This is a genomic window from Stenotrophomonas nematodicola (assembly GCF_009467805.1).
Lineage (GTDB): Bacteria > Pseudomonadota > Gammaproteobacteria > Xanthomonadales > Xanthomonadaceae > Stenotrophomonas > Stenotrophomonas nematodicola.
The window spans coordinates 30645-50415 of sequence record NZ_WIAY01000008.1 but is presented as its reverse complement, the minus strand read 5'-3'; the positions used below and the strand labels follow the sequence as shown (position 1 = coordinate 50415).

The following is a 19771-nucleotide window of genomic DNA, read 5'->3' as shown; positions in this document are numbered from 1 at the left end:
GCGGTAGCGATGGTGCGTATCTGACCAGCCACACGAGTGCGTGGTTTGTCGCAGGGAAAATCCCTGTCAGGATTGCGGTGAAGTGATGCCAGTTCGCAACATAGTTGCGTTGCGTATTGAGGAAGGTGCGTGCTGCGTTCTGACGCGTGGCGTGTCCATTGATGTTCGGGAGCGTGGCAATGTTCGATGTCATTGATGACGTGGTAGCCAAGTCTGCCCGGTTGAACGTGTTCCCAGGGCAGGGCGTGCCCCACGCCCTGATTGAGGATGCGGAGCGTGAGCTCGGCATCCCGTTGCCCGATACGTATAAGGCGTGGCTGCTCAGGTACGGGAATCTGAGTGTTGGCGACACGCAGGTGTTTACACTTGCGCCCATAGAGGACCGGGATATCGCCGATGATGATCTGGTGTACAACACCCGCCTTGCCGTGGAAAATGGATTTCCTCCGCTTGGTCTTCTCCCAGTTTTTATTCCGGGGTCAGATGAAGCGTTCTATTTTGATACAAGGGGAGGGTTGAAGGAGGGGGAGTACCCTGTCGTCAGGTTTGATCATGATGAAGGTGTGTTTCACTTTTTCTCTCCGTCCTTCCTCGAGTTCATGATCACGTTGGTGCACGTGTACCGATAGGGTCTTGCGCGGCGCCTTGCCCGCTATCCTGTGCACTTCTCAGTCCGGCAGGAGCCGATGATGGGAAGCGACAGATACTTTGATCTTGTTCCCGGGGGTGCGGGCAGTTCCAGGGTAGGCGGATGTTCGCCTGATGCGCTGGTGAAGTCCGGGCAGGCACGTCCCGGTGCACGGTTCTTCGTGTGCCTCGCGGGGTCCGACTTCCCGCAACCGGGGGCGGTGACATCGACGGGGCATGGTTCGTGAAGGTTGGCAGTGGGCGCCGACTGATCCAGGAAGAGGATTACTACGTACGCGCCTTGATTCGCGATGGCTGCGAGTTCCTCCTTCAGGTGGACGAGAACGGATTTCCGGAGGGGTTCGTGCTTGGCGACTATCCATTCGGTTATGGCGCTCTATGCGTGTATGGGAAGCGCGGCATCGGCGGTGAGGTGGTGTAGGTGGCAGCGGGCTTCACCCAGTTCTAGGGCGCCAGCAACGCACCTGCGCAGGCGCGCGTATGCCAGAGCGCGCCTGAACCGCCGCAGAAAATTCACGGTTCGCGCAGCGGCCGCTTTCAGGGCGGGTTCGGGCGAATAACGGAGAATTTACATTTCCAAGGCGGCACGCAGTGCGCCGCTGCAAGAACAGAGGTGTACCCCCATGAAGACTTCCCTGATTGCTCTGGCGCTCGCCGCCGCCCTGCCGTTCGCCGCGTCCGCTGCCGAAGGCCTGTCCTACAACTACGCTGAAGGCGATTACGTCAAGACCGACGCCGACGGCGGCAAGGCCGACGGTTGGGGCGTGAAGGGTTCCTACGGGTTCCTGCCGAACTTCCACGCCTTTGGCGAGTACAACCAGCAGAAGACCGACATCGGCAACTTCAAGGTTGATCAGTGGCGCGTGGGCGTGGGCTACAACCAGGAAATCGGCAACAGCACCGACTTCGTGGGCCGCGTGGCCTACAACAAGTTCGACCCGAAGGAAGGCCTGGACTTCAACGGCTACAGCGCTGAAGCCGGTATCCGTACCGCGTTCGGCCAGCACGCCGAAGTCTACGCAATGGCGGGCTACGAGGACTACAGCAAGAAGCACGGCATCAATCCGGATGGCCAGTTCTACGGCCGCCTGGGTGGCCAGGTGAAGCTGAACCAGAACTGGGGCATCAACGGCGATATCAAGATGGATCGCCACGGTGACAAGGAATGGTCGGTCGGCCCGCGCTTCAGCTGGTAAGCGCTGTCTGACGGCATCGCCACGCGCCGTACTGGTGTGGCAGAAAAGGCCCGGCACTGCCGGGCCTTTTTCGTGGGCGCTACCACCACGCCTGTGCGCACGCCGCAGGACCGCCTACATCACCTCGGCCAGCAGGGCCGCACTGCGGTCCAGCAGGATGCGCGATGCCGGTGCGGCGCCCAGCAGGTGCAGGCACGCATGCACCATGCCCGGCAACCGCTCGCACCGTACCGGTACCCCGGCCAGCTGCAGGCGGCGCGCGTAGTGCTCGCCCTCATCGCGCAGCGGGTCGTGGTCGCAGACCAGGATGCTGGCGGCGGGCAGCCCGGTCAGGTCCTGCGCGCGTGCAGGCACCGCGTACGGGCTGGCCAGGCTGTGGGCGCCCACATAGGCCTCCCAGCAGCGCTGCATCAGTGCGGTGGTGAGAAAGTGGCCTTCGCCGTAGCGGCGGTGGCTGTCGGTGTCCACCGCCGTATCCAGTGCCGGGTACAGCAGCAGCTGGTGATGGATGGGCGGGCCGCCGCGGTCGCGCGCCAGCAGCGCCACGCCGGCGGCGAGGTTGCCGCCGGCGCTGTCACCGCCGACCAGCAGGCGGGAAGGATCGACATCTAGGGCGGCGGCGGTGCGGTGGCTCCAGTCCAGCACCGCATACACGTCTTCCAGCGGCACCGGGAAGGGGTGCTCCGGTGCCAACCGGTAGGCCATCGCGATCACCACGCAGCCGCTCGCATTGGCCAAGGCACGGCACGGGTTGTCGTACACCGCCAGCGAGCCCTGGAACCAGCCACCGCCATGCGCGAACACCAGGCCTGGCCGCGCGCGGCCAGGCCTGTGTCCGGCGGGCCAGTACACCCGTACGCCGATGGCGTGGCCATCGGTGGCGGCCACGAGGACGTCGCGGACTGCCGCGACGTCCTCGAGTGGGCCCTGCAGTGCCGGCAGTGCCGTCTCGCTGGCCGCGCGGAGGTCCAGCAGCGATGCCTCGGCCACTGCCGACGGCGGTGGCAGTGCAGCCAGGAAGCGCGCGATATCCGGGTCCAGGCTCATGCCTGGCACGCCGGCAGCAGGAACGGCAGCAGCTGGGCCAGGAAGGCCTCGGGCGCTTCTTCCATGACGAAGTGGCCGCAGTCGGCAATCATCGCCCCGCGCAGGTCCCTGGCATGGGCGCGCATGGTGTCCATCGGCATGTCGGCGGTGGCGTGCTCGGCCCCGATCGCCAGGACCGGCATCGCCAGCGGGGTGAGCGCACGTTGACGGTTCTGGCGGATCGTTTCGGGAATGGCGCGGTAGTAGCCGAAGCCACCGCTGAGCCCGCCCGGTGCCGAGTACGCGCGGATGTACACCTCGCAGGCCACCGCTTCGCGGCGATGCGCCCAGCGGTCGAACATGAAGGTCAGGTACGCACGCTCGCGGCCGGCGATCAGCGCCTCGGGCAGGTCGCGTACCTGGTTGAACATGAAGTGCCACAGGAAGATGTTGTCTTCCGGTGCCACGAACACCGGCGGCGCCTCGGCCAGGCCGGGAATCACCGCTTCGGTGATCGCCAGCCGCTGCACGGCGTCGGGCTGGTCGCTGGCCAGCGCATAGGCCACCCACATGCCTACATCGTGGCCCACCACCTGGTAGCGCGCGTGGCCGAGCTGCTGCATCAGCACGTGCAGGGTGGCGGCGGTGGCGCCGGTGTCGTAGCCGTGCGCCGGCGTGTCCGAATCGCCGGTGCCAGGCGGGTCCACGGCAATCGCCTGGAACCCTTGTGCGGCGAGCGCCTGCATGATGTGCCGCCAGGCATACCAGGTCTGCGGCCAGCTGGGGATCAGCAGCACCGGCCGCCCCTGGCCGAGGATCGCGCAGTGCACGCTGCGCCCCTCGATGCGGACATGGCGGTGCACCACGCCGTCCAGCGCGGCGGAGGTGGAATGGTCGTGTACGGTCTTCATCAGTGGATCCCCAGCATGCCGTGGATCTGCGCACGGCTGACCGGGGCACCGGCGAAGTCGTCGAAGATGCGATCGGTGACCTTGATGATGTGTGCATTGATGAACGCCACGCCCTCGCGCGCGCCGTCCTCCTGGTTTTTCAGGCAGCACTCCCATTCCAGCGTGGCCCAGCCGTCGTAGTCGTACTGGGCCAGCTTGGAGAAGATGCCCTTGAAGTCCACCTGGCCGTCGCCGAGGGAGCGGAAACGTCCGGCGCGTTCGGTCCAGCCGCTGTAGCCGCCGTAGATGCCCTGGCGCCCGCTCGGATTGAATTCGGCATCCTTGATGTGGACCATGCCGATGAAATCGCGGTAGATGTCCAGGAAGCTCAGGTAGTCCAGCTGCTGCAGGACGAAGTGGCTGGGATCGAACAGGATACGGCAGCGACGGTGCATGCCCACGGCGGCATGGAAGCGCTCGAAGCTGGTGCCGTCGTGCAGGTCTTCGCTGGGATGGATCTCGTAGCAGAGGTCGATGCCGTGCGCGTCGCAGACATCCAGGATCGGCAACCAGCGCCGCGCCAGTTCCTCGAACGCGGCGTCGATGAGCCCTTCCGGCCGCTGCGGGAACGGGAACAGGTACGGCCAGGCGAAGGCGCCGGAGAAGGTGCCCATGCGGTCCAGGCCCAGCCGCTGCGAGGCTTTCGCGGCCAGTTTGAGCCGTTCCACCGCCCACGCGGTGCGTGCGGCCGGGTCGCCGTGCAGGGCGGCCGGCGCGAAGCTGTCGCAGAGCGCGTCATAGGCAGGGTGCACCGCCACCAGCTGGCCGAAGATGTGGGTGGTGAGTTCGCTGATCACCAGCCCGTGGCTGGCCAGCATCGCGATCAGGTCGTCGCAGTACTGCTGGCTGTGCGCGGCCTGTTCCACATCGAACAGACGTTCGTCCCACGCCGGAATCTGCAGGGCCTTGAAGCCCTGGCCGGCGGCCCACGCGGCGATGGAAGGCAGGTCATTGAAGGGAGCCTGATCGGCGCTGAACTGGGCCAGATGCAGGCTGGGGCCTTTAAGGGTACGCATGAAGGTGTTGCCTTATTATTTGTCTAGCGACAAAGAATAGGCCGCAGATTCGTTCCGGTCAACGCCCGGTTTGGATAGAATCGCCGCACCGCTTCAATCCGTAGTGATGCTCATGGCCGGCCGCCCCCGCGAATTCGACAAGGACCACGCCCTCAAGCAGGCGATGCTGCTGTTCTGGGAGCGCGGGTATGAGGGCACCTCGATGTCGGCGCTGGTGGAGGCGCTGGGCATCGCCTCGGCGCGTATCTATGCGGCCTTCGGCAGCAAGGAGCAGTTGTTCCGCGAGGCGGTGGCGCTTTACGAAGCGGGCGATGGCGGCTTTGCCGACCGGGCACTGCGCGAGCAGGCGGTGCGCCCGGCGATCGAGCGCATGCTGCACGATGCCGTGCTGACCTACACGCGGCGCGGCCGCGCGCAGGGCTGCCTGGTGGTGTCGGCGGCCACCAGCACGGCACCCGAGAACGAGGCGGTGATGGACTGGCTGGCCGAGCACCGCCGCCAGCGCACCGCGCAGATCATCACGCGCCTGCGGCAGGCGGCCAGCGCCGGCGAACTGCCCGACGGCAGCGACGTACAGGCGCTGGGTGACTACTACGCCACCGTACTGCACGGCATTTCCACCCAGGCACGCGATGGCGCCAGCCGCGCGCGCCTGCTGGCCGCCGTGAGCGTGGCGATGCAGGCGTTGCCGGTGCGGCCAACGGCCTGATGAACCCGGCGCGGCTCAGCGCCGCGCCGCCGCGCCGTCGCCGCGGGCCACCGCCTCCACTTCCTGCAGGCTGGCGCACGCGGTGTCACCCGGCGTGGACATGGCCAGTGCGCCATGCGCCGCGCCCAGGTCCACGGCGGCCTGTTCGCCCTTGCCGCTGATCAGGGCGTGGACCACGCCGGCCACGAATGCATCGCCGCCGCCCACCCGGTCCAACAGGTCCACCTCGCGCGTGCGCGAGAGGAACAGCCGCTCGCGGGTGCGCAGCGCACCGGCCCAGCCGTGGCGCGCGGCCGTGGCGGCATCGCGCAGGGTGAACGCCACCGCCTGCAGATTCGGGAAGCGCGTCAGCGCCCGCAGCGCGGCGGCATCGGCCGGGCCCACGTCCATCGGTGTGGTCCGCTTGCCCAGGTCGTCCAGGTCCATGCCCAGGCACGCGGCAAAGGAATACTCGTCGCCCACCAGCAGGTCGCACTCGGCGGCGATCGCGCAGTTGGCATGGCGCGCCGCGTCCGGATCGGGATGGCTTTCCCACAGGCTGGCGCGGTAGTTGAGGTCGTAGGACACTGCTACCCCGTGCCGGCGCGCGGCCCGCACGGCGGTGATCGCGGTCTGCGCGCTGTGTTCGGAGAGGGCCGCGAAGATGCCGCCGGTATGCAGCCAACGTGCGCCATCGCGACCGAACACCGTCTCCCAGTCGATCTCGTGCGGCTGCAGCTGCGCGGCAGCCGAACCCGCGCGGTCGGATACCCCCAGCGGCGCGCGCACGCCGAAGCCGCGTTCGGTGAAGTTGAGCCCCATGCGCGTGTTGCGGCCGATGCCGTCGTAATCGCGCCAGAGGATCTGGCTGGCATCCACGCCACCGGCCTGGATCAACTGCCGGGCCAATTCGCCCAGCTCGTTGCGCGGCAACGCGGTCAGGACCGCACTGCGATGGCCGAAGGTGCTGCACAGGCCGCGCGCCACGTTGTACTCGCCGCCGCCTTCCCACACGCTGAACTGGCGCGCGTTGCGCACGCGGCCTTCGCCCGGATCGAAGCGCAGCATCACCTCGCCCAGTGCCAGGGCATCCCAGCGCTGGCCGGTCGATGCCGCCACCGCGAACTGCTGCGCGCTCATCGTGCCTTGCACCCGAGCAGGCCCAGGTCGATGCCGGCAGCCATGCGCCGGTAGCCCTCGTCGTTGGGGTGCAGGTGATCGCGGGTGATGTCCTCGGGCAGGTTCTCCGGGGTGGACGGATCGCGCAGGACCGCATCGAAGTCGATCAGCGCGTCGTAGCCGCTGCGGCCGCCGCGCATCCAGGTGTTGAGCGTGGTGCGGGTCGCCGCCGACAGCGGTTCGTAGCGGTCCGAGCCGCCGAACGGGGTGATGGTGGCGGCGATCGCGCCGATGCCGTTGCCGTGCAGGCGCTCGGCGATCTGGCGGTAGCCCAGCACCATGTCCTCGGCGTTGCGGCCGGCCTTGGGCGGGGTGCCGCCATCGTGGCGGATGTCGTTGATGCCTTCGAACACGATCACCTTGCTCACGTTGGGCAGGGCGATCACATCGCGGTCCAGCCGCGCCAGCGCGCTGTGGCTGCGGCCGTGGTCCATGACCTTGTTGCCGCTGATGCCGGCGTTGACCACCACCACCTGGTCCGGGCAGGCCTGCTGCAGGCGGGTGGCCAGCAGTGCCGGCCAGTCGCCGTTGCTGCCGCGCGTGGCGGTGGCGCCTTCGGTGATCGAATCGCCCAGGGCGACCACCACCACCGGCCTGGTGGCGCGCTCGGCCAGCACCGCCGATACGACGTTCTGCCGGTAGGCCAGTTTCACCTTGTCGCCCACCTCGGCCTGGCGGCCGTCGGCGATGCGCAGCGCGGTGCGCCGCACCGCAGGCCGGGTCGGCTCGGGGAAGTACACGGTCAGCGATACATCGGCCAAGGCCGGCACCGTCATCGCGACCGGGTCACTGAGCAGCGCGGCACCCACCGGCACCACCACTGCGTTGCGACCGTTGAAGGTGACCAGTTTGGCCGGCGTGGCCGTGCCGGTACGGTGCGCGGTGACCCCGCCGATGGCCAGCGGCGCATCGCCGAGTTCGTTGCTGATGCGGAAGCGCAGTGCGGTGGCGGAACTGGCCAGGCGCATGTCCTGGCGTACGGTCTGGTTGGCGAACTGTACGGGTGCGTCGGGCGTACCGTCCTTTCGGTCGGGTGCCGGAGAGGCAGTCCACGCCGGCACCCAGACCTGGGCATGGGCGGGCAGCGCAGCGGCGCTGGTGGCAAGTGCAATCGACAATGCAGTGATCCAGCGCAGCATGGCGGCCCTCCCAGGCGGTCAGCGGAACGTGTCTATCAGGAGAAGTAGGTGCCGCCGTTGACGTCGACGTTGGCACCGGTGATGAAGCCGGCGGCGTCCGAGGCCAGGTACACGGCGGTATCGGCCGCTTCCTGCGGGCGACCCTGGCGGCGCAGCGGGGTGTTGCCGGCCACGGCGGTACGCACTTCCGGCTTGGTGAATTCATCGTGGAAGCGGGTGGCGATCATGCCGCAGCACAGCGCGTTGACGCGGATGCCGCGCGGGCCGAGTTCCTTGGCCATCGCACGGGTGAAGGTCATCACTGCCGCCTTGGCGGTGGCGTAGATCGACGCACCCGGGCCACCGCCATCACGGCCTGCCTGCGACGCGAAGTTCACGATCGCGCCGCCCTCGGGCATGTGCGGCACCACCGCGTGGGTGGTGAGGAAGACCGAGCTCATGTTGAGGTCCATCACCTTGTGGAAGAACGCTTCGTCGATCTCGGCCAGCGGGCGGCGCTGCACCATGCCGCCGGCAACGTTGACCAGCACGTCGATGCGCTCGCCGAACGCGGCCTGGGTGGCCGCGACCATGCCGGCAACGGCGGCGGCGTCGGTAACGTCGGCGCGGTGCACGATCGCGGTGCCGCCAGCGGCCTGGATCTGCGCCAGGGTGTCCTGCGCGCTGGCTTCGTCGTTGGCGTAGTTGATGCAGACCTTGGCGCCGGCAGCGGCCAGCTTGAGCGAGATCTCGCGGCCGATGTCGCGGCCGCCACCGGTGACGATGGCCACCTTGTCGTTGAATTGGGTCATGGAAAAGCTCCAGTAGTGCGTTGGGGGAAAAGGAAGGGGTGGGGCTCAGCGCGGCGTGGCCGGCCCATCGAGTTTTTCGACGCGGCCGGTGACCAGCCACAGCGCCAGCAGCGAGGCCGGCACCAGCGCCGCCACCAGGATGAAAATGGGGGCATAGGACTGGTGGGTCATGGCCGGTACCAGCCAGGTGGTGATCAGCGTGCCGGCCACCGCGGCCATGCCGCCCAGGCCGGCCACCGAGCCGACGGACTTGCCGCTGAAGATGTCGCCCGGCAGGGTCTGGATGTTGCCGATGGCGATCTGGAAGCCGAACAGCACGAAGGCGATGGTCACCACGGCCCACACCGGGTCGGTGGCGAGCACGGCGCCGAGCAGCGCCGGGGCCATGATCGCGCCCCCCAGGGTGATGACCACTTTGCGCGCCTTGTCCACGCCCCAGCCGGCGCCGATCAGGCGGCCGGACAACCAGCCGCCACCCAGGCTGCCGATCATCGCGCCCACATAGGGCACCCAGGCGAAGATGCCGATCTGCTTGATGTCGAAGCCGAAGGTGTCGGCCAGGTAGATCGGCAGCCACGATACGAACAGCCACCAGATCGGGTCCAGGAAGAACCGCGAGATCAGGATGCCCCAGGTCTGCCGATGGCCCAGCAGCTGGCGCACGTTGGGCACGTACTCCGCCTTGGGCACGGCCGGCGTTTCGGTGGGGGCATCCAGGATCAGCGCACGCTCGGCCGCGCTCACCCACGGGTGCTTGTCGGGGCCGGCGCGGTAGATGATCAGCCAGGGCAGCAGCCACACAAAGCCGATCGCGCCGATCAGGATGAAGGTGCCGCGCCAGCCCAGCCACAGGAACAGCACGGCAATCAGCGGTGCCGACACGATTGCGCCGATCGACGCGCCGGCATTGAACACGCCCTGCGCCAGCGCCCGCTCACGTGCCGGGAACCACTCTGCGTTGGCTTTCACCGCACCCGGCCATGCGCCGGCTTCGCTGATGCCGAGCAGGGCGCGGACCAGGCTGAAGGACAGGATCGAATGGGTCACCGAATGCAGGGCGATGGAGATCGACCACACCGCGATCGACAGGGCGAAGCCCAGCCGGGTACCGATGATGTCGAACAGCCGCCCGAACACGAACTGCCCGGCCGCGTAGAACAGCATGAACACGGTGACCAGCAGCGCGTAGTCTTCCTTGGTCGCGCCGACGTCCTTGGAGATCTGCGGCCACATCACGGCCAGGGCATTGCGGTCGATGTAGTTGATCACCGTGGCCACGGCGATCAAACCCACGATCAGCCAGCGGACGTAGGTACGGGCCTGCGTGGTGACCTTCATTTGCTGTCCTTGCCGGTAGCGGTGCCGGTGTCGAAGCGCTTCCAGCCGCCCTCCCAGCGCCAGCGCTGTCCGTCGCCGCTGACCTCATGGCTGCCGGCCTTGCCCGGTTCGTCGGCGATGCCCAGCGCGATGCGCTGGCCGCCGGCCAGGTCGAGCACCAGCACGTCGGCATCCTTGCCGCGGTAGTGGGCGATACGGTCGATGCGGCTGTTGGCGCCGCGCACGGTTTCGGCGGTGCCGTCGTACCTGCCGTGCGGTTCCAGCACGCCGTAGAAGGTGGTGGCGGCCTGGCCGTCCACGCGCTGCAGCAGCATCGGTTCGCGGCGCAGGTTGAACGCGGGGTCGTTGGCGCCGCTCTCGCCGATCAGCGCACGCGAGGGCGCGGTGCTGGCGAAGCGGTAGGTGTAGAAGCGGCCGCCAAGCAGCCAGGTGAGGCTGCGCGCCTCGCTCGTGGGCTCGCTGGCCGCATCGATCCAAACATGCTGGTAACCGTTGGCCTTGCCCAGCACCGGCCGCGCCGTCACTGCGGACTGGGTCTTGAACCCGACCTCCATGATGTGGCCATTGAAATGCAGCGGCAGGTCGTAGCGTGCCGCCTTGCTGCCGGTGACACGCAGCAGGTCCAGCACCACCGGTTCGCCCAGTGCCGGGTGCGACAGCAGCGCTTGTGTGCGGGTGAAGGCGACGCCGTCGTAGGCACCCACCATGCGCGCCGAGGCGATCTGCGTATCGTGGCCGGTGGCGAACAGCAGCGGCGTCGGTGCCAGCGCCTGGCCCTTCTTCCAGTCGCCGCCGAAATGGCTCTGCTCGTTCACCACCAGCGTGTTGTGGGCGATGGTCTGGCGTGCCCAACTGGTGTTCTCCGGCAGGTAGATGCCGCCGGACTTGGCCTCGATGTTGAGGAAGCGCGCCGCGCCGTAATCGGTGACCACGCGCTGGCCGTTGTCGTAGAACAGCCAGTTGAGCTTGTCGAAGTGGCCGTGGCCCATGCCCTGCTTGGTGTTCTTCATCACCAGCGCCTGGCCATCGGCACCGCCCATGCGCAGGATCGCCAGCGCGCCTTCAGTACCCTCCGGTCCGTCGCGCAGCAGGGTGGGGACGAAGTCGAACGGCGTGGCCTTGTCCTGCGCCAGCGCCTGGGCCACCTGCAGGCCCTCGGGCGAGAGCAGTACGCGCTTCTGTGCCTTGGCCACCGAGAGCAGGCGCGCATCGGCGGTCTGCGCGTAGGCGATGTCGATGCCGGCCACCAGTTCCTCGGTGTCCAGGCCCTTGTCCAGGATGGCGTCGTTGATCGGGAAGAAGTAGCCGCCGTAGCTGGTCTGCACCAGTGCATCCACCGCCTTCAGCAGCACCCCGTCGCGCCGCTTGAAAATGCCCTGCTGCGGCGCGTTGCGCTCGATGGCGTTGGCGAACAGGATGAACGGTGCGAGCGCATAGCGCTGGTAGTAGGGGCCTTCTTCGTAATAGCCGTCCGGCGAGAACAGCTGGTCCACCTGTTTGAGGAAACCGGCGCTGCCATCGCGCCGGCTGCCCTTCAGCGCCTTGTCCACGTAGCTGGGGTCGCGCAGCACGTAGCCGGTCATGCCCACCGCGGCAACTGCCCAGGTGGCGTGGTTGTGGATCTTGTCGAAGTTCTCCGGCGTACCGCTCAGGAAGTCGGCCATCGGGCGGAACACGTTGTTGTCGATGGTGGCGCGGTCGGCAGCGCTGAGGGTGTCGCGGATCGCGTCGTAGCCCTGCACCGCGCTGACCAGCCACACCGAATCGTTGAGGGTCTGCCAGAACAGCCGGCCGGGGATCTGGCCGCGTCCCTGCGGGTGCGCGCCCAGCCCGGGATAGAGCGCGGCGTAGCCCAGCAGCAGGTCGCGCGCGTAGTCGGCATAGGCCGTGTCGCCGGTCAGCCGGTACAGCGCCCCGGCAGCCTGGATGGCCTGGTAATTGCGCTTGTGCTGCTCATGGGTGTAGCCGCCGCCCTTGTCCTTGGGAGCGGGTACGTCGATGCCCGCCTTCATCATCGCGCGCACGCGCTGTTCGGCACGCTGCTGTTCCCGCGCGAACAGGGGGAAGCGCGCGCCGTCCTGGCGCATCTGTGTCCATTGGGCGGGCGTCACCAGCACCGGGGTGGTGGCATCGGCCGCCGGTTGCTGGGCGCGGGCCGGTGCGGCGTGCGCGGGGGGCAGCACCGCCGCACCAAGGGAAGCGGCCAGCAGCAGCAACAGGGGCGTGGAACGCGTCATGGCAGGGTCTCGGCAGGAGTATCGGACTGCATTGCCGCCGTGGCGGTAAGCACGTTGTTGCGCACGCGCAGGCGGGGTTCGCCCACGCGGTGGCTGAAGCGCACGCGGCCGCTGTGCGCGAACTGGTTGTCCACCAGGGTGGCCTGCTGCACGCCATGCAGGCGCAGGCTGGTGTCGTCGGCCACGCCTACGGCCTGCAGCTGGTTGCCCTGCACACGCAGGGAGGGGCCGAAGGTGCTCTCGTCGGTGCCGCCGCGATACAGGTCCAGCAGCGGCCCGCCGATGCGGGTGAAGCGCGAATCGACGATGTCCACCTGTTCGGCGTTGTAGGTGCCCAGGTCATCGGTTTCGGCGGCGGCGGCGATCACGCTGCCGCTGATGTCGTCCACCGTGGTGTTGCTGATGCCGATGCGCGCGGCGAGGCTGCCTTTGCCGGCATTGACCACATCGAACGCCTTGTTGGCGGTGAGCCCGTGGATGCGGCTGTCCTCGATCAGCAGGGTGTAGTTGAACGCCTGGCTGCCCGGGGCGATGCGGACCACCGCATTGCCGGCGGTGTCCGGGGCGAGTGCGCCGTCGATGTCCAGTCGCGACAACTTCAGCGAGCCACCGGCACGGATCTCGAACAGGGAGGGGCGGGTGAACTGCAGGCGCGCCTGGCCGCGCGCCGGTCCAATCACGCTCAGCGGGTGGTTCACGCCCAGCACCTGGTCCACCCGGTACTGGCCGCGCTGCAGCTGCAGGCGGTCGCCCGGTGCGCTGGCCGCGATGGCGCGGGTGAGGGTGTCCTCGCCCGGCGCCACCTGGCGCAGGCTGCCGCTGCCCAGTGCGGTGGTGTCCAGCGCCTTCGGGTACCACGCCACCCCGACCTGGTCGCGGGCGATCGGTGCCAGGTCGCGCGGTGCACCGGCAGCGATGGGGTCCACCGGGTACTGCAGGCCGTTGGGCGCGCGCTGCAGGGTCACGTTGGCCGCGCTCACCCCGCCCGGGAAGCCGTCCGAAACGGCGGGGCTCTGCACGTTGGCGCTGAAGGCGATGCCCGACAGGTCGCCCTGGCTGCGCAGCAGGGTCTGCTTGCCGTCTCCGATGAACAGGTTGGCCGTCATGCGGCTGTTGACCGGCATCGCGTTGCGCTCGTCATCCAGCCCGGCACCCAGGAACAGCTGGCGCACGTTGATGAAACTGTTGCGCTCGATCACCGCATCGGCCACCTGCTCGTAGCGGTTCAGCGGCGCGTCGCGGGTGCCGGCCATCACTGCCAGCGCGGCGGCGAAGTTGTCGCCGGCCAGGTTTTCGAAATAGTTGTCGCGCACGATCTGGCCGCGGTTGATCACCCGCACGCCGCCGGTATGCGCCTTGTTGTTGCCCAGGAACACATTGCGCTCCACCACGTTGCCGTGGCCGTGGCGCAGCACCATCGAGCCGCGCGACGCGAAGAACACGTTGCCGCGGTACAGGTTGCCGCCGGACTTGTTGGAGACGATCTCCACCTCGCCGTCGCAGTGGTCGAACCAGTTGTTCTCCACCACCGTGTGCGAATCGGACTGCGAATCGTGGCTGGTGCCCACGCGCAGGGTTTCCCCGCCGTTGCTGCCCAGGTTGGGGCGCGGGCCGAACCAGTTGTGGTCGATGCGGTGGCGGTTGTCGAGGCCGCTGGTGGCGTTGCGCACCACCACGAGGGTGGTGCCGGCATTGGTCTTGCCCACCAGCTGGTTGTGGTCGAAGCGGTTGTGCTGGCCGTACATCCCCACCCAGTTGTCCGACTGCTGACGGTCCGGCTTGTTGTAGCGGTCGATCACCACCCCGGTCACCCGGCTGTGGTTGGCCCACTCCTTCGACGAGGCGCGGAAGGAGACCACCTCGCCACCCGGCGCCCAGCCATCGCGGAACACCAGGTTGGACACCTCCAGGTACGCGCCGGCAAGCCGGAGCTGCGACTGGCCGCTGAGGATCACCTGGCCCGGCGTCTGTGCCGTCAATCTAATTGGTTGACCAATTTTGCCGGTTCCGCGCAGCAACAGGTCAATATCACGCCAGACGCCGTTGGCCAGGATCACGGTATCACCCGGCTGCAGCCGGCCGGCCACCTGCGCATAGCCGGCGGCGTCGTGGACCAGATGATCTGCCGCGACCGCTGGCAGGGCGCCGAGCAGCAGGCCTGTGGCCAATGTCGCCGCAAGCGGGCGCAGCGCCCGTGGCGCATGCGAATGGTGCAAAGTCACAGGCTTACCCTCCCAGATCAACCGTGGCGTCCAACGCGAGTCCGGATCGTAACAGGTCTCGCGTGGCGCACGTCAACCACAATTGCATACCACTTTAGGTGCATGTGGTTGGCCTGTTGCGCATATTTCTGCTGCATCCGCACATTAAATGTCGCCAAAGTGGTCTGGGTGGATCACAGGGGTAGACTTTAGTACCAATTCATTGACATTGGTCCAGCAACCGTGAATTGTCCGGATCGAATCCGTGTAGTCGGACGATCCATCCTGGGAGGGAGATCACGATGTTGCATGACCGCCGTACGGCCTCGCCACGAGGCCTTCGCCACACCGCGCTGCATGGCGCACTGCTCTACGCCCTGTGCGCCACCGCGGCCCTGCCGCTGGCCCGCGCACAGGATGCCGATGCCCCGGCGACCCCGCCGGCGCAGGCCACCACCCTGGACCAGGTCCAGGTGACGGGCATCCGCGGCACGATCCAGACCTCGATCGACAAGAAGCGCGAGGAGACCGTGGTCTCCGATGTGCTGGCGGCCGAGGACATCGGCGACCTGCCCGCGCTGTCGATCGGTGAGGCCATCGAAACCATCACCGGCGCCTCCACGCACCGCGAGAAGGGCGGCGCGTCGGAAATTTCGATCCGCGGGCTGGGGCCGTTCCTCGGCTCGTCCACCTTCAATGGCCGCGAGGCGACCAACGGCAGCGGCGACCGCTCGGTGAACTTCAACCAGTTCCCGTCCGAACTGATCAACACCGTGGCCATCTACAAGACCCAGCGCGCCGACTTCGTCGAAGGCGGCGTGGCCGGTACGGTCAACATGGAAACGGTCAAACCGCTGGAGTACGGCAAGCGCACCTTCCAGGTGGATGGCCGCGGCACATGGCAGGAGTACGACGACCGGCTCAAGGACAAGGACGGTGTGGGCTGGCGCGGCACGGCCAGCTACATCGACCAGTTCGACATGGGCGCAGCGGGCAAGCTCGGCGTGTCCATCGGCGTGCAGGCGCTGGAAGGCAGCAACCCGGAAGAAATGCTCTCCAGCAGTTCCACCTGGGTGGCCTGCGATGGCCGCGAAGTGGTGGGCGCTACCCGCAACTGCACCCAGGTCAACGGCAACCAGGTGGCCAACGGCGTGCCGTACTACCTGGTGCCCGGCAGCCGCATCTACCGCCAGTTCATCGAGCACGACAAGCGCGACTCGCAGTTCGCCGCGCTGCAGTGGCGGCCCAACGATGCGGTCGAGGTGAACCTGGACTACCAGTTCTCCAAGCGCGACTACACCGAAGACCGCTCGGACCTGTCGCTGTCCTCGATGATGCGCAACCTCAACAACCGCGTGGTCAGTGACGACGGCGCGCTGCTGCACCACACCGGCAGCACCACGGTCGATTCCACCGGCAACTTCCTGGAGCGCAAAGAGGAGTACACCGGCGGCGGCCTCAACGTGATCTTCCGGCCGACCCCGGCGTGGACGCTCTCCACCGACCTGTCCTACTCCAACACGCGCCGCGACCAGATCGAACGCTCCACCCGCCTGCGCGCCGGCCGCACCGACGTCAACGGCAAGCCGGTGGGTGGCATCAAGAACACGCGTTATGTGGACTACACCTACGACTACAGCGGCGATGTGCCGAGCATCACCCTGGACCCGGCGTTCGATGTGAACAACCCGGACAACTTCACCGACTCGGCCCTGGTGCGCCGCCGCCAGCAGCATCGCGAACACACCATCCGCGCCGGCCGCTTCGATGCCGCGTTCACCCCGGAAAGCGGCTTCTTCACCGCGATCAAGGGTGGCCTGCGCCGCTCCGAGGCGACCTACACCGACTACACCGACACGGTGGACGTGACCACCACCAATGTCGCCGCGATCCGCGCCGCGAACCTCGCCTGCCGCCAGGACTTCCCGCAGGACGACTTCCTGGCCAATGCCAGCGGCAACACCATCGACCGCTGGGCCAGCTTCGACAGCCGCTGCCTGTTCAAGGCCTTCACCGGCCAGGACGACACCGGCCTGAGCGCCGACCTGCGCAACCCGGCCAACAACGATGTGACCGAGAAAACCAGCGCGCTGTACCTGATGGGCGACTACAGCGCCGAGTGGTTCGGCCTGCCGGTCACCGGCAACATCGGCGTGCGCGGGGTGCGTACCGAGGTGCGTTCGGTGGGACTGCGCAGCGGCCTGGACGTGGTCAACAACCCCGATGGCACCGTGACCCTGCAGCCCACCGGCGATTTCACCTCGCAGGTGCTCAAGTCCAGCAATACCGAGTGGCTGCCCAGCTTCAATGCCGCCTTCGAACTGCACCCGGACCTGCTGCTGCGCGTGGGTGCCTACCGGGCGATGTCGCGCCCGGACCTGGCCGCCGAAGGCTTCGGCCGCACGTTCAACCTGGGCGAAGTGGACGCCGAATTCAGCAGCGTCGCCGACGCGCTGCGCAGCATCACCGCCACCGGCAACCCGCGCGCCACGCCGCTGATGTCGTGGAATGCCGACGTGTCGCTGGAGTGGTACGCCAATGCGGACACGATGGTGTCCACGGCGGTGTACTACAAGCAGTTCAACGGCGGCTCGATGCCGGTGATCGTCGATGAGACCTTCGACATCGACGGCCAGCGCGTGACCGTGCCGGTGGAACAGCTGGCCACCAGCGACCAGAAGAGCGATCTGTTCGGCGTGGAGTTCACCGCCTCGCACAGCTTCTCCTACCTGCCGGGCATCTTCTCCGGGCTGGGTGTGAAGGCCAGCTACAACTATGCCGATTCCAACTTCAGGACCGAAGACCTGCGACTGGGCGAGTCCACCAACCCCGCCACCGGGGTGGTCACCCCGGGTATCGTCGAGCCGGCCAACATCTTCGGCCTGTCCAGGCATGTGGCGTCGGCGCAGGTTTACTGGGGTCTGGGCAAGCTGGATCTGCAGGCGATCTACAAGTACCGCTCGGACTACTACCAGCAGTTCGTCGGCGACCCGTCGCAGAACCGCTACGTGCGGGACAATGGCGCGCTGGACTTCCGCGCCACCTACAAGGTGAACAAGCACCTGTCGGTATCGCTGTCGGCCAGCAACCTCACCGACGAGCCGCGGGTGTCGGATATGCCCATCCTCGGCAGCTTCCGCGAGTACACCACCTACGGGCGGCGCTATTATCTGGGGGTGCGCTACCGCTTCTGAGGTCAGTGGCGCGGTTCCAGGACCGCGCCGCTCTCTGAGGGCGCGGCCCGCGTGTCGGTCCCCAGCCACCTGTCAGCCAGGCCTTTGATGATGTCCGAACCCCGTCTGTACCAGTCCATTGCCGCCGAAATCGTCGCGCTGATCGAGAAAGGCGAATTCCCGCCGGGCTCGCGCCTGCCGGGCGAACGCGACCTGGCCGAACGCCTGGGCGTCAGCCGGGTGACGGTGCGCGAGGCGGAAATCGCGCTGGAAGCGCAGGGGCTGATCACCATCAAGACCGGCTCGGGCGTCTATGTGAAGGCCCGTCCGTCGCAGGCACCGGGCGCATTGCCGGATGTCTCGGCCTTCGACCTCACCGCCGCCCGCGCGGTGATCGAGGCCGAAGCGGCGGCGATGGCGGCCAGCCGCATCACCGATGAGGAACTGCAGGATCTGGCCGGCCTGATCGCCGCGATGGTCGACCCGGCTTCGGGCGAGGCCGCCGCCAGCGAGGCCGACCGGCAGTTCCACCTGTCCATCGCCCGCATCGCCGGCAACCCGGTGGTGGAGCATTGCGTGCAGTTGATCTGGCGGATGCGCAACGAGCTGCCGCGCGTCAAGCAGGTCTATGCCAACGTCTGCCACAACGACGACGACACCCGCGACGAAGAACACACCGCCATTCTCGACGCCCTGCGCCAGCGCGACCCGGCTGCGGCCCGGCTGGCCATGCGCAACCACTTCCAGCGGCTGTTCGAGTCGATGCTGGAAGCCACCGAGAACGAGGCGCTCGCCGAGATCCGGCGGCGTACCCAGCAGGATCGCGAACGCTTCATGGCCGCCACCGGGCTGTAGGCCCGGCGTCGGGCCGAGGGTCTACTCGCCCTGGTACTGCTTTTCCTCGACCAGCTGCGAGCCGGCGATGCGGTTGATCTCGTTCTTCACTTTGACGCGTTCACCATTGGTGCCGTAAACACCGCGCGCGAGCTGGATGAACACCGCATCGAAGTCCTGGGCCGCTTCCTTGTCGCGGAGCTGGTCCTGGATGTCCCACATGCGGGCATTGATCACTTTCAGCGCCGACTTCAGCGCCTCCAGGCCCGGCTGCGCGGCCAGCAGTTCCTGCCACAGCGGCAACAGCCCCTCCAGTTCCAGGCGCACGTTGGCGTTCTTGGCCGCATCGGTGATGCGCTCGGCCTTGATTTCCAGGATGGTGATCTTGTCGATCAGCTCGCCAATCGATACCGGGGTCAGGATCGCGTCCACGTGATTACTCGCAGCAGGTCGGAGCGGCCATGATACCGCGCGCCCCTCGCGCCATCCCGAAACAGAGGATTTACAGCGATTTTGCGCCGATCCGGCCGGTGCGCCATAGCGGCTTTACGGCCGCCCCGGGAACACTGCACGCCTCGACGGCGCCGCCGTCCCTGGAGTGGAAACGTGGTGGTTGAACAAGTGAAAGGGCGCCTGGTGCGCTGCTGCAGCGGCCTGCTGGTGGGCCTGGCGATGAGTGGTGCGGCGGCGGCCGCAGTGGAGGGCAACGCCAGCCTGACCTCCGATTACGTCTGGCGCGGCAGTTCGCAGAGCGATGGCGATCCGGCGGCGCAGGCCGGCGTGAAGCTGACCAGTTCGCGCGGCTGGTATGCCTCGGCCTGGGGCTCGGGCGTGTCGTTCCAGCCCGACAACGGTGCACGCAGCGAATTCGATCTGGTGGCCGGGTGGAGCGGTGCCGTGGCCGACGACTGGGCGGTGGACGTCAACCTGACCCGCTACCTGTACCCGTCGGCCAACGTGGACCTGGACTGGACCGAGCTCAACGGCACGCTGACCTGGCAGCAGCGCTACTGGCTGCAGGTGGGCGTATCGGACAACGCATTGGCCGGCGGCCACGGGGGCACGTATGCCCAGCTCGGCGCACGCCTGCCGCTGGGCGAGGCGTGGCGGCTTGAAGGTGCCATCGGCCACTATTGGCTCGACAGCGCACAGAGCGATGACTACCTGCATGGCCAGCTCAGCGCCGTCTGGCGCGTCCACGGCCCGTGGGAGCTGCGCCTGACCGCGCACGACACCGACCGCGCCGCCCAACGCCTGTTCCCCGGCAACGCCGGCTCCCGCGTCGAGTTCGCGCTGCAGACCACCTTCTGACACCAACAGGCAGCGCCGACCGTGGGTCGGCTGCTGCCCTCGGG

At 67.5% G+C, this 19771-nt stretch carries 17 protein-coding genes; 7 read left to right on the top strand and 10 right to left on the bottom strand.

Features of this window, described 5'->3' with window-relative positions; translation table 11 throughout:
• The first annotated feature begins 179 nt into the window (after nucleotides 1-179).
• From GDJ08_RS18005 to GDJ08_RS17995, 3 genes are all read left to right on the top strand, one after another.
• Nucleotides 180-629 (top strand): SMI1/KNR4 family protein, encoded by a 450-nt coding sequence (locus GDJ08_RS18005; protein ID WP_165699840.1) that lies wholly within the window; start codon nucleotides 180-182, stop codon nucleotides 627-629.
• A 242-nt stretch (nucleotides 630-871) separates the two neighbouring features.
• Nucleotides 872-1069: a hypothetical protein gene (locus tag GDJ08_RS18000; protein ID WP_153165421.1), complete on the top strand. Its 198-nt coding sequence runs from the start codon at nucleotides 872-874 to the stop codon at nucleotides 1067-1069.
• Nucleotides 1070-1271: 202 nt separating this feature from the next.
• Complete coding sequence (locus tag GDJ08_RS17995) at nucleotides 1272-1844, top strand: OmpO family porin (protein ID WP_017355199.1); 573 nt, start codon at nucleotides 1272-1274, stop codon at nucleotides 1842-1844.
• 114 nt (nucleotides 1845-1958) lie between these two features.
• Here GDJ08_RS17995 and GDJ08_RS17990 read toward each other — a convergent pair whose 3' ends face one another.
• From GDJ08_RS17990 to GDJ08_RS17980, 3 genes are read right to left on the bottom strand one after another with little or no spacing between them, the layout of a single operon-like run.
• A complete protein-coding gene (locus GDJ08_RS17990) occupies nucleotides 1959-2891 on the bottom strand; it encodes an alpha/beta hydrolase (RefSeq protein ID WP_153165420.1) in 933 nt (310 codons plus the stop codon).
• Nucleotides 2888-3781, bottom strand: a complete 894-nt coding sequence (locus tag GDJ08_RS17985) for an alpha/beta fold hydrolase (protein WP_153165419.1) — start codon at nucleotides 3779-3781, stop codon at nucleotides 2888-2890. The genes GDJ08_RS17990 and GDJ08_RS17985 overlap by 4 nt, the downstream gene beginning before the upstream one ends.
• On the bottom strand, nucleotides 3781-4836 hold the full coding sequence (locus tag GDJ08_RS17980) for a sugar phosphate isomerase/epimerase family protein (protein ID WP_017355196.1): 1056 nt from the start codon (nucleotides 4834-4836) through the stop codon (nucleotides 3781-3783). Before GDJ08_RS17980 ends, GDJ08_RS17985 begins: the two co-directional genes overlap by 1 nt.
• Nucleotides 4837-4948: 112 nt before the next feature.
• Between GDJ08_RS17980 and GDJ08_RS17975 the strand changes: the two genes are divergently transcribed.
• Nucleotides 4949-5545 (top strand): TetR/AcrR family transcriptional regulator, encoded by a 597-nt coding sequence (locus GDJ08_RS17975; RefSeq protein WP_136006780.1) that lies wholly within the window; start codon nucleotides 4949-4951, stop codon nucleotides 5543-5545.
• Between the two features lie 15 nt (nucleotides 5546-5560).
• On the opposite strand, the gene GDJ08_RS17970 is transcribed toward GDJ08_RS17975, so the two are convergent.
• From GDJ08_RS17970 to GDJ08_RS17945, 6 genes are read right to left on the bottom strand one after another with little or no spacing between them, the layout of a single operon-like run.
• Nucleotides 5561-6664, bottom strand: coding sequence for a sugar kinase (locus GDJ08_RS17970; RefSeq protein ID WP_153165418.1), 1104 nt, complete (start codon nucleotides 6662-6664; stop codon nucleotides 5561-5563).
• Nucleotides 6661-7842 (bottom strand): GDSL-type esterase/lipase family protein, encoded by a 1182-nt coding sequence (locus GDJ08_RS17965; protein ID WP_153165417.1) that lies wholly within the window; start codon nucleotides 7840-7842, stop codon nucleotides 6661-6663. The genes GDJ08_RS17970 and GDJ08_RS17965 overlap by 4 nt, the downstream gene beginning before the upstream one ends.
• A 35-nt stretch (nucleotides 7843-7877) precedes the next feature.
• Nucleotides 7878-8633, bottom strand: a complete 756-nt coding sequence (locus GDJ08_RS17960; protein ID WP_017356893.1) for an SDR family NAD(P)-dependent oxidoreductase — start codon at nucleotides 8631-8633, stop codon at nucleotides 7878-7880.
• A gap of 45 nt (nucleotides 8634-8678) precedes the next feature.
• Nucleotides 8679-9971, bottom strand: a complete 1293-nt coding sequence (locus GDJ08_RS17955; RefSeq protein ID WP_153165416.1) for an MFS transporter — start codon at nucleotides 9969-9971, stop codon at nucleotides 8679-8681.
• Entirely contained in the window at nucleotides 9968-12208 is a 2241-nt protein-coding gene (locus GDJ08_RS17950; RefSeq protein ID WP_153165415.1) for an oligoalginate lyase, read from the bottom strand. Before GDJ08_RS17950 ends, GDJ08_RS17955 begins: the two co-directional genes overlap by 4 nt.
• Nucleotides 12205-14430 carry a polysaccharide lyase 6 family protein gene (locus tag GDJ08_RS17945; protein WP_229296572.1) on the bottom strand — a complete coding sequence of 742 codons (2226 nt, stop codon included), beginning with the start codon at nucleotides 14428-14430 and terminating at the stop codon, nucleotides 12205-12207. Before GDJ08_RS17945 ends, GDJ08_RS17950 begins: the two co-directional genes overlap by 4 nt.
• A gap of 281 nt (nucleotides 14431-14711) precedes the next feature.
• Here GDJ08_RS17945 and GDJ08_RS17940 point away from each other — a divergent pair, with 281 nt between their 5' ends.
• Entirely contained in the window at nucleotides 14712-17603 is a 2892-nt protein-coding gene (locus GDJ08_RS17940) for a TonB-dependent receptor (RefSeq protein WP_153165414.1), read from the top strand.
• A 90-nt stretch (nucleotides 17604-17693) separates the two neighbouring features.
• Entirely contained in the window at nucleotides 17694-18437 is a 744-nt protein-coding gene (locus tag GDJ08_RS17935) for a FadR/GntR family transcriptional regulator (protein ID WP_136006792.1), read from the top strand.
• 21 nt (nucleotides 18438-18458) lie between these two features.
• Here the strand turns inward: GDJ08_RS17935 and GDJ08_RS17930 are convergent, their stop codons facing one another.
• On the bottom strand, nucleotides 18459-18848 hold the full coding sequence (locus tag GDJ08_RS17930) for a DUF6165 family protein (RefSeq protein WP_017357038.1): 390 nt from the start codon (nucleotides 18846-18848) through the stop codon (nucleotides 18459-18461).
• 174 nt (nucleotides 18849-19022) lie between these two features.
• Here GDJ08_RS17930 and GDJ08_RS17925 point away from each other — a divergent pair, with 174 nt between their 5' ends.
• On the top strand, nucleotides 19023-19727 hold the full coding sequence (locus GDJ08_RS17925; RefSeq protein ID WP_423670052.1) for a TorF family putative porin: 705 nt from the start codon (nucleotides 19023-19025) through the stop codon (nucleotides 19725-19727).
• Nucleotides 19728-19771: the final 44 nt, after the last annotated feature.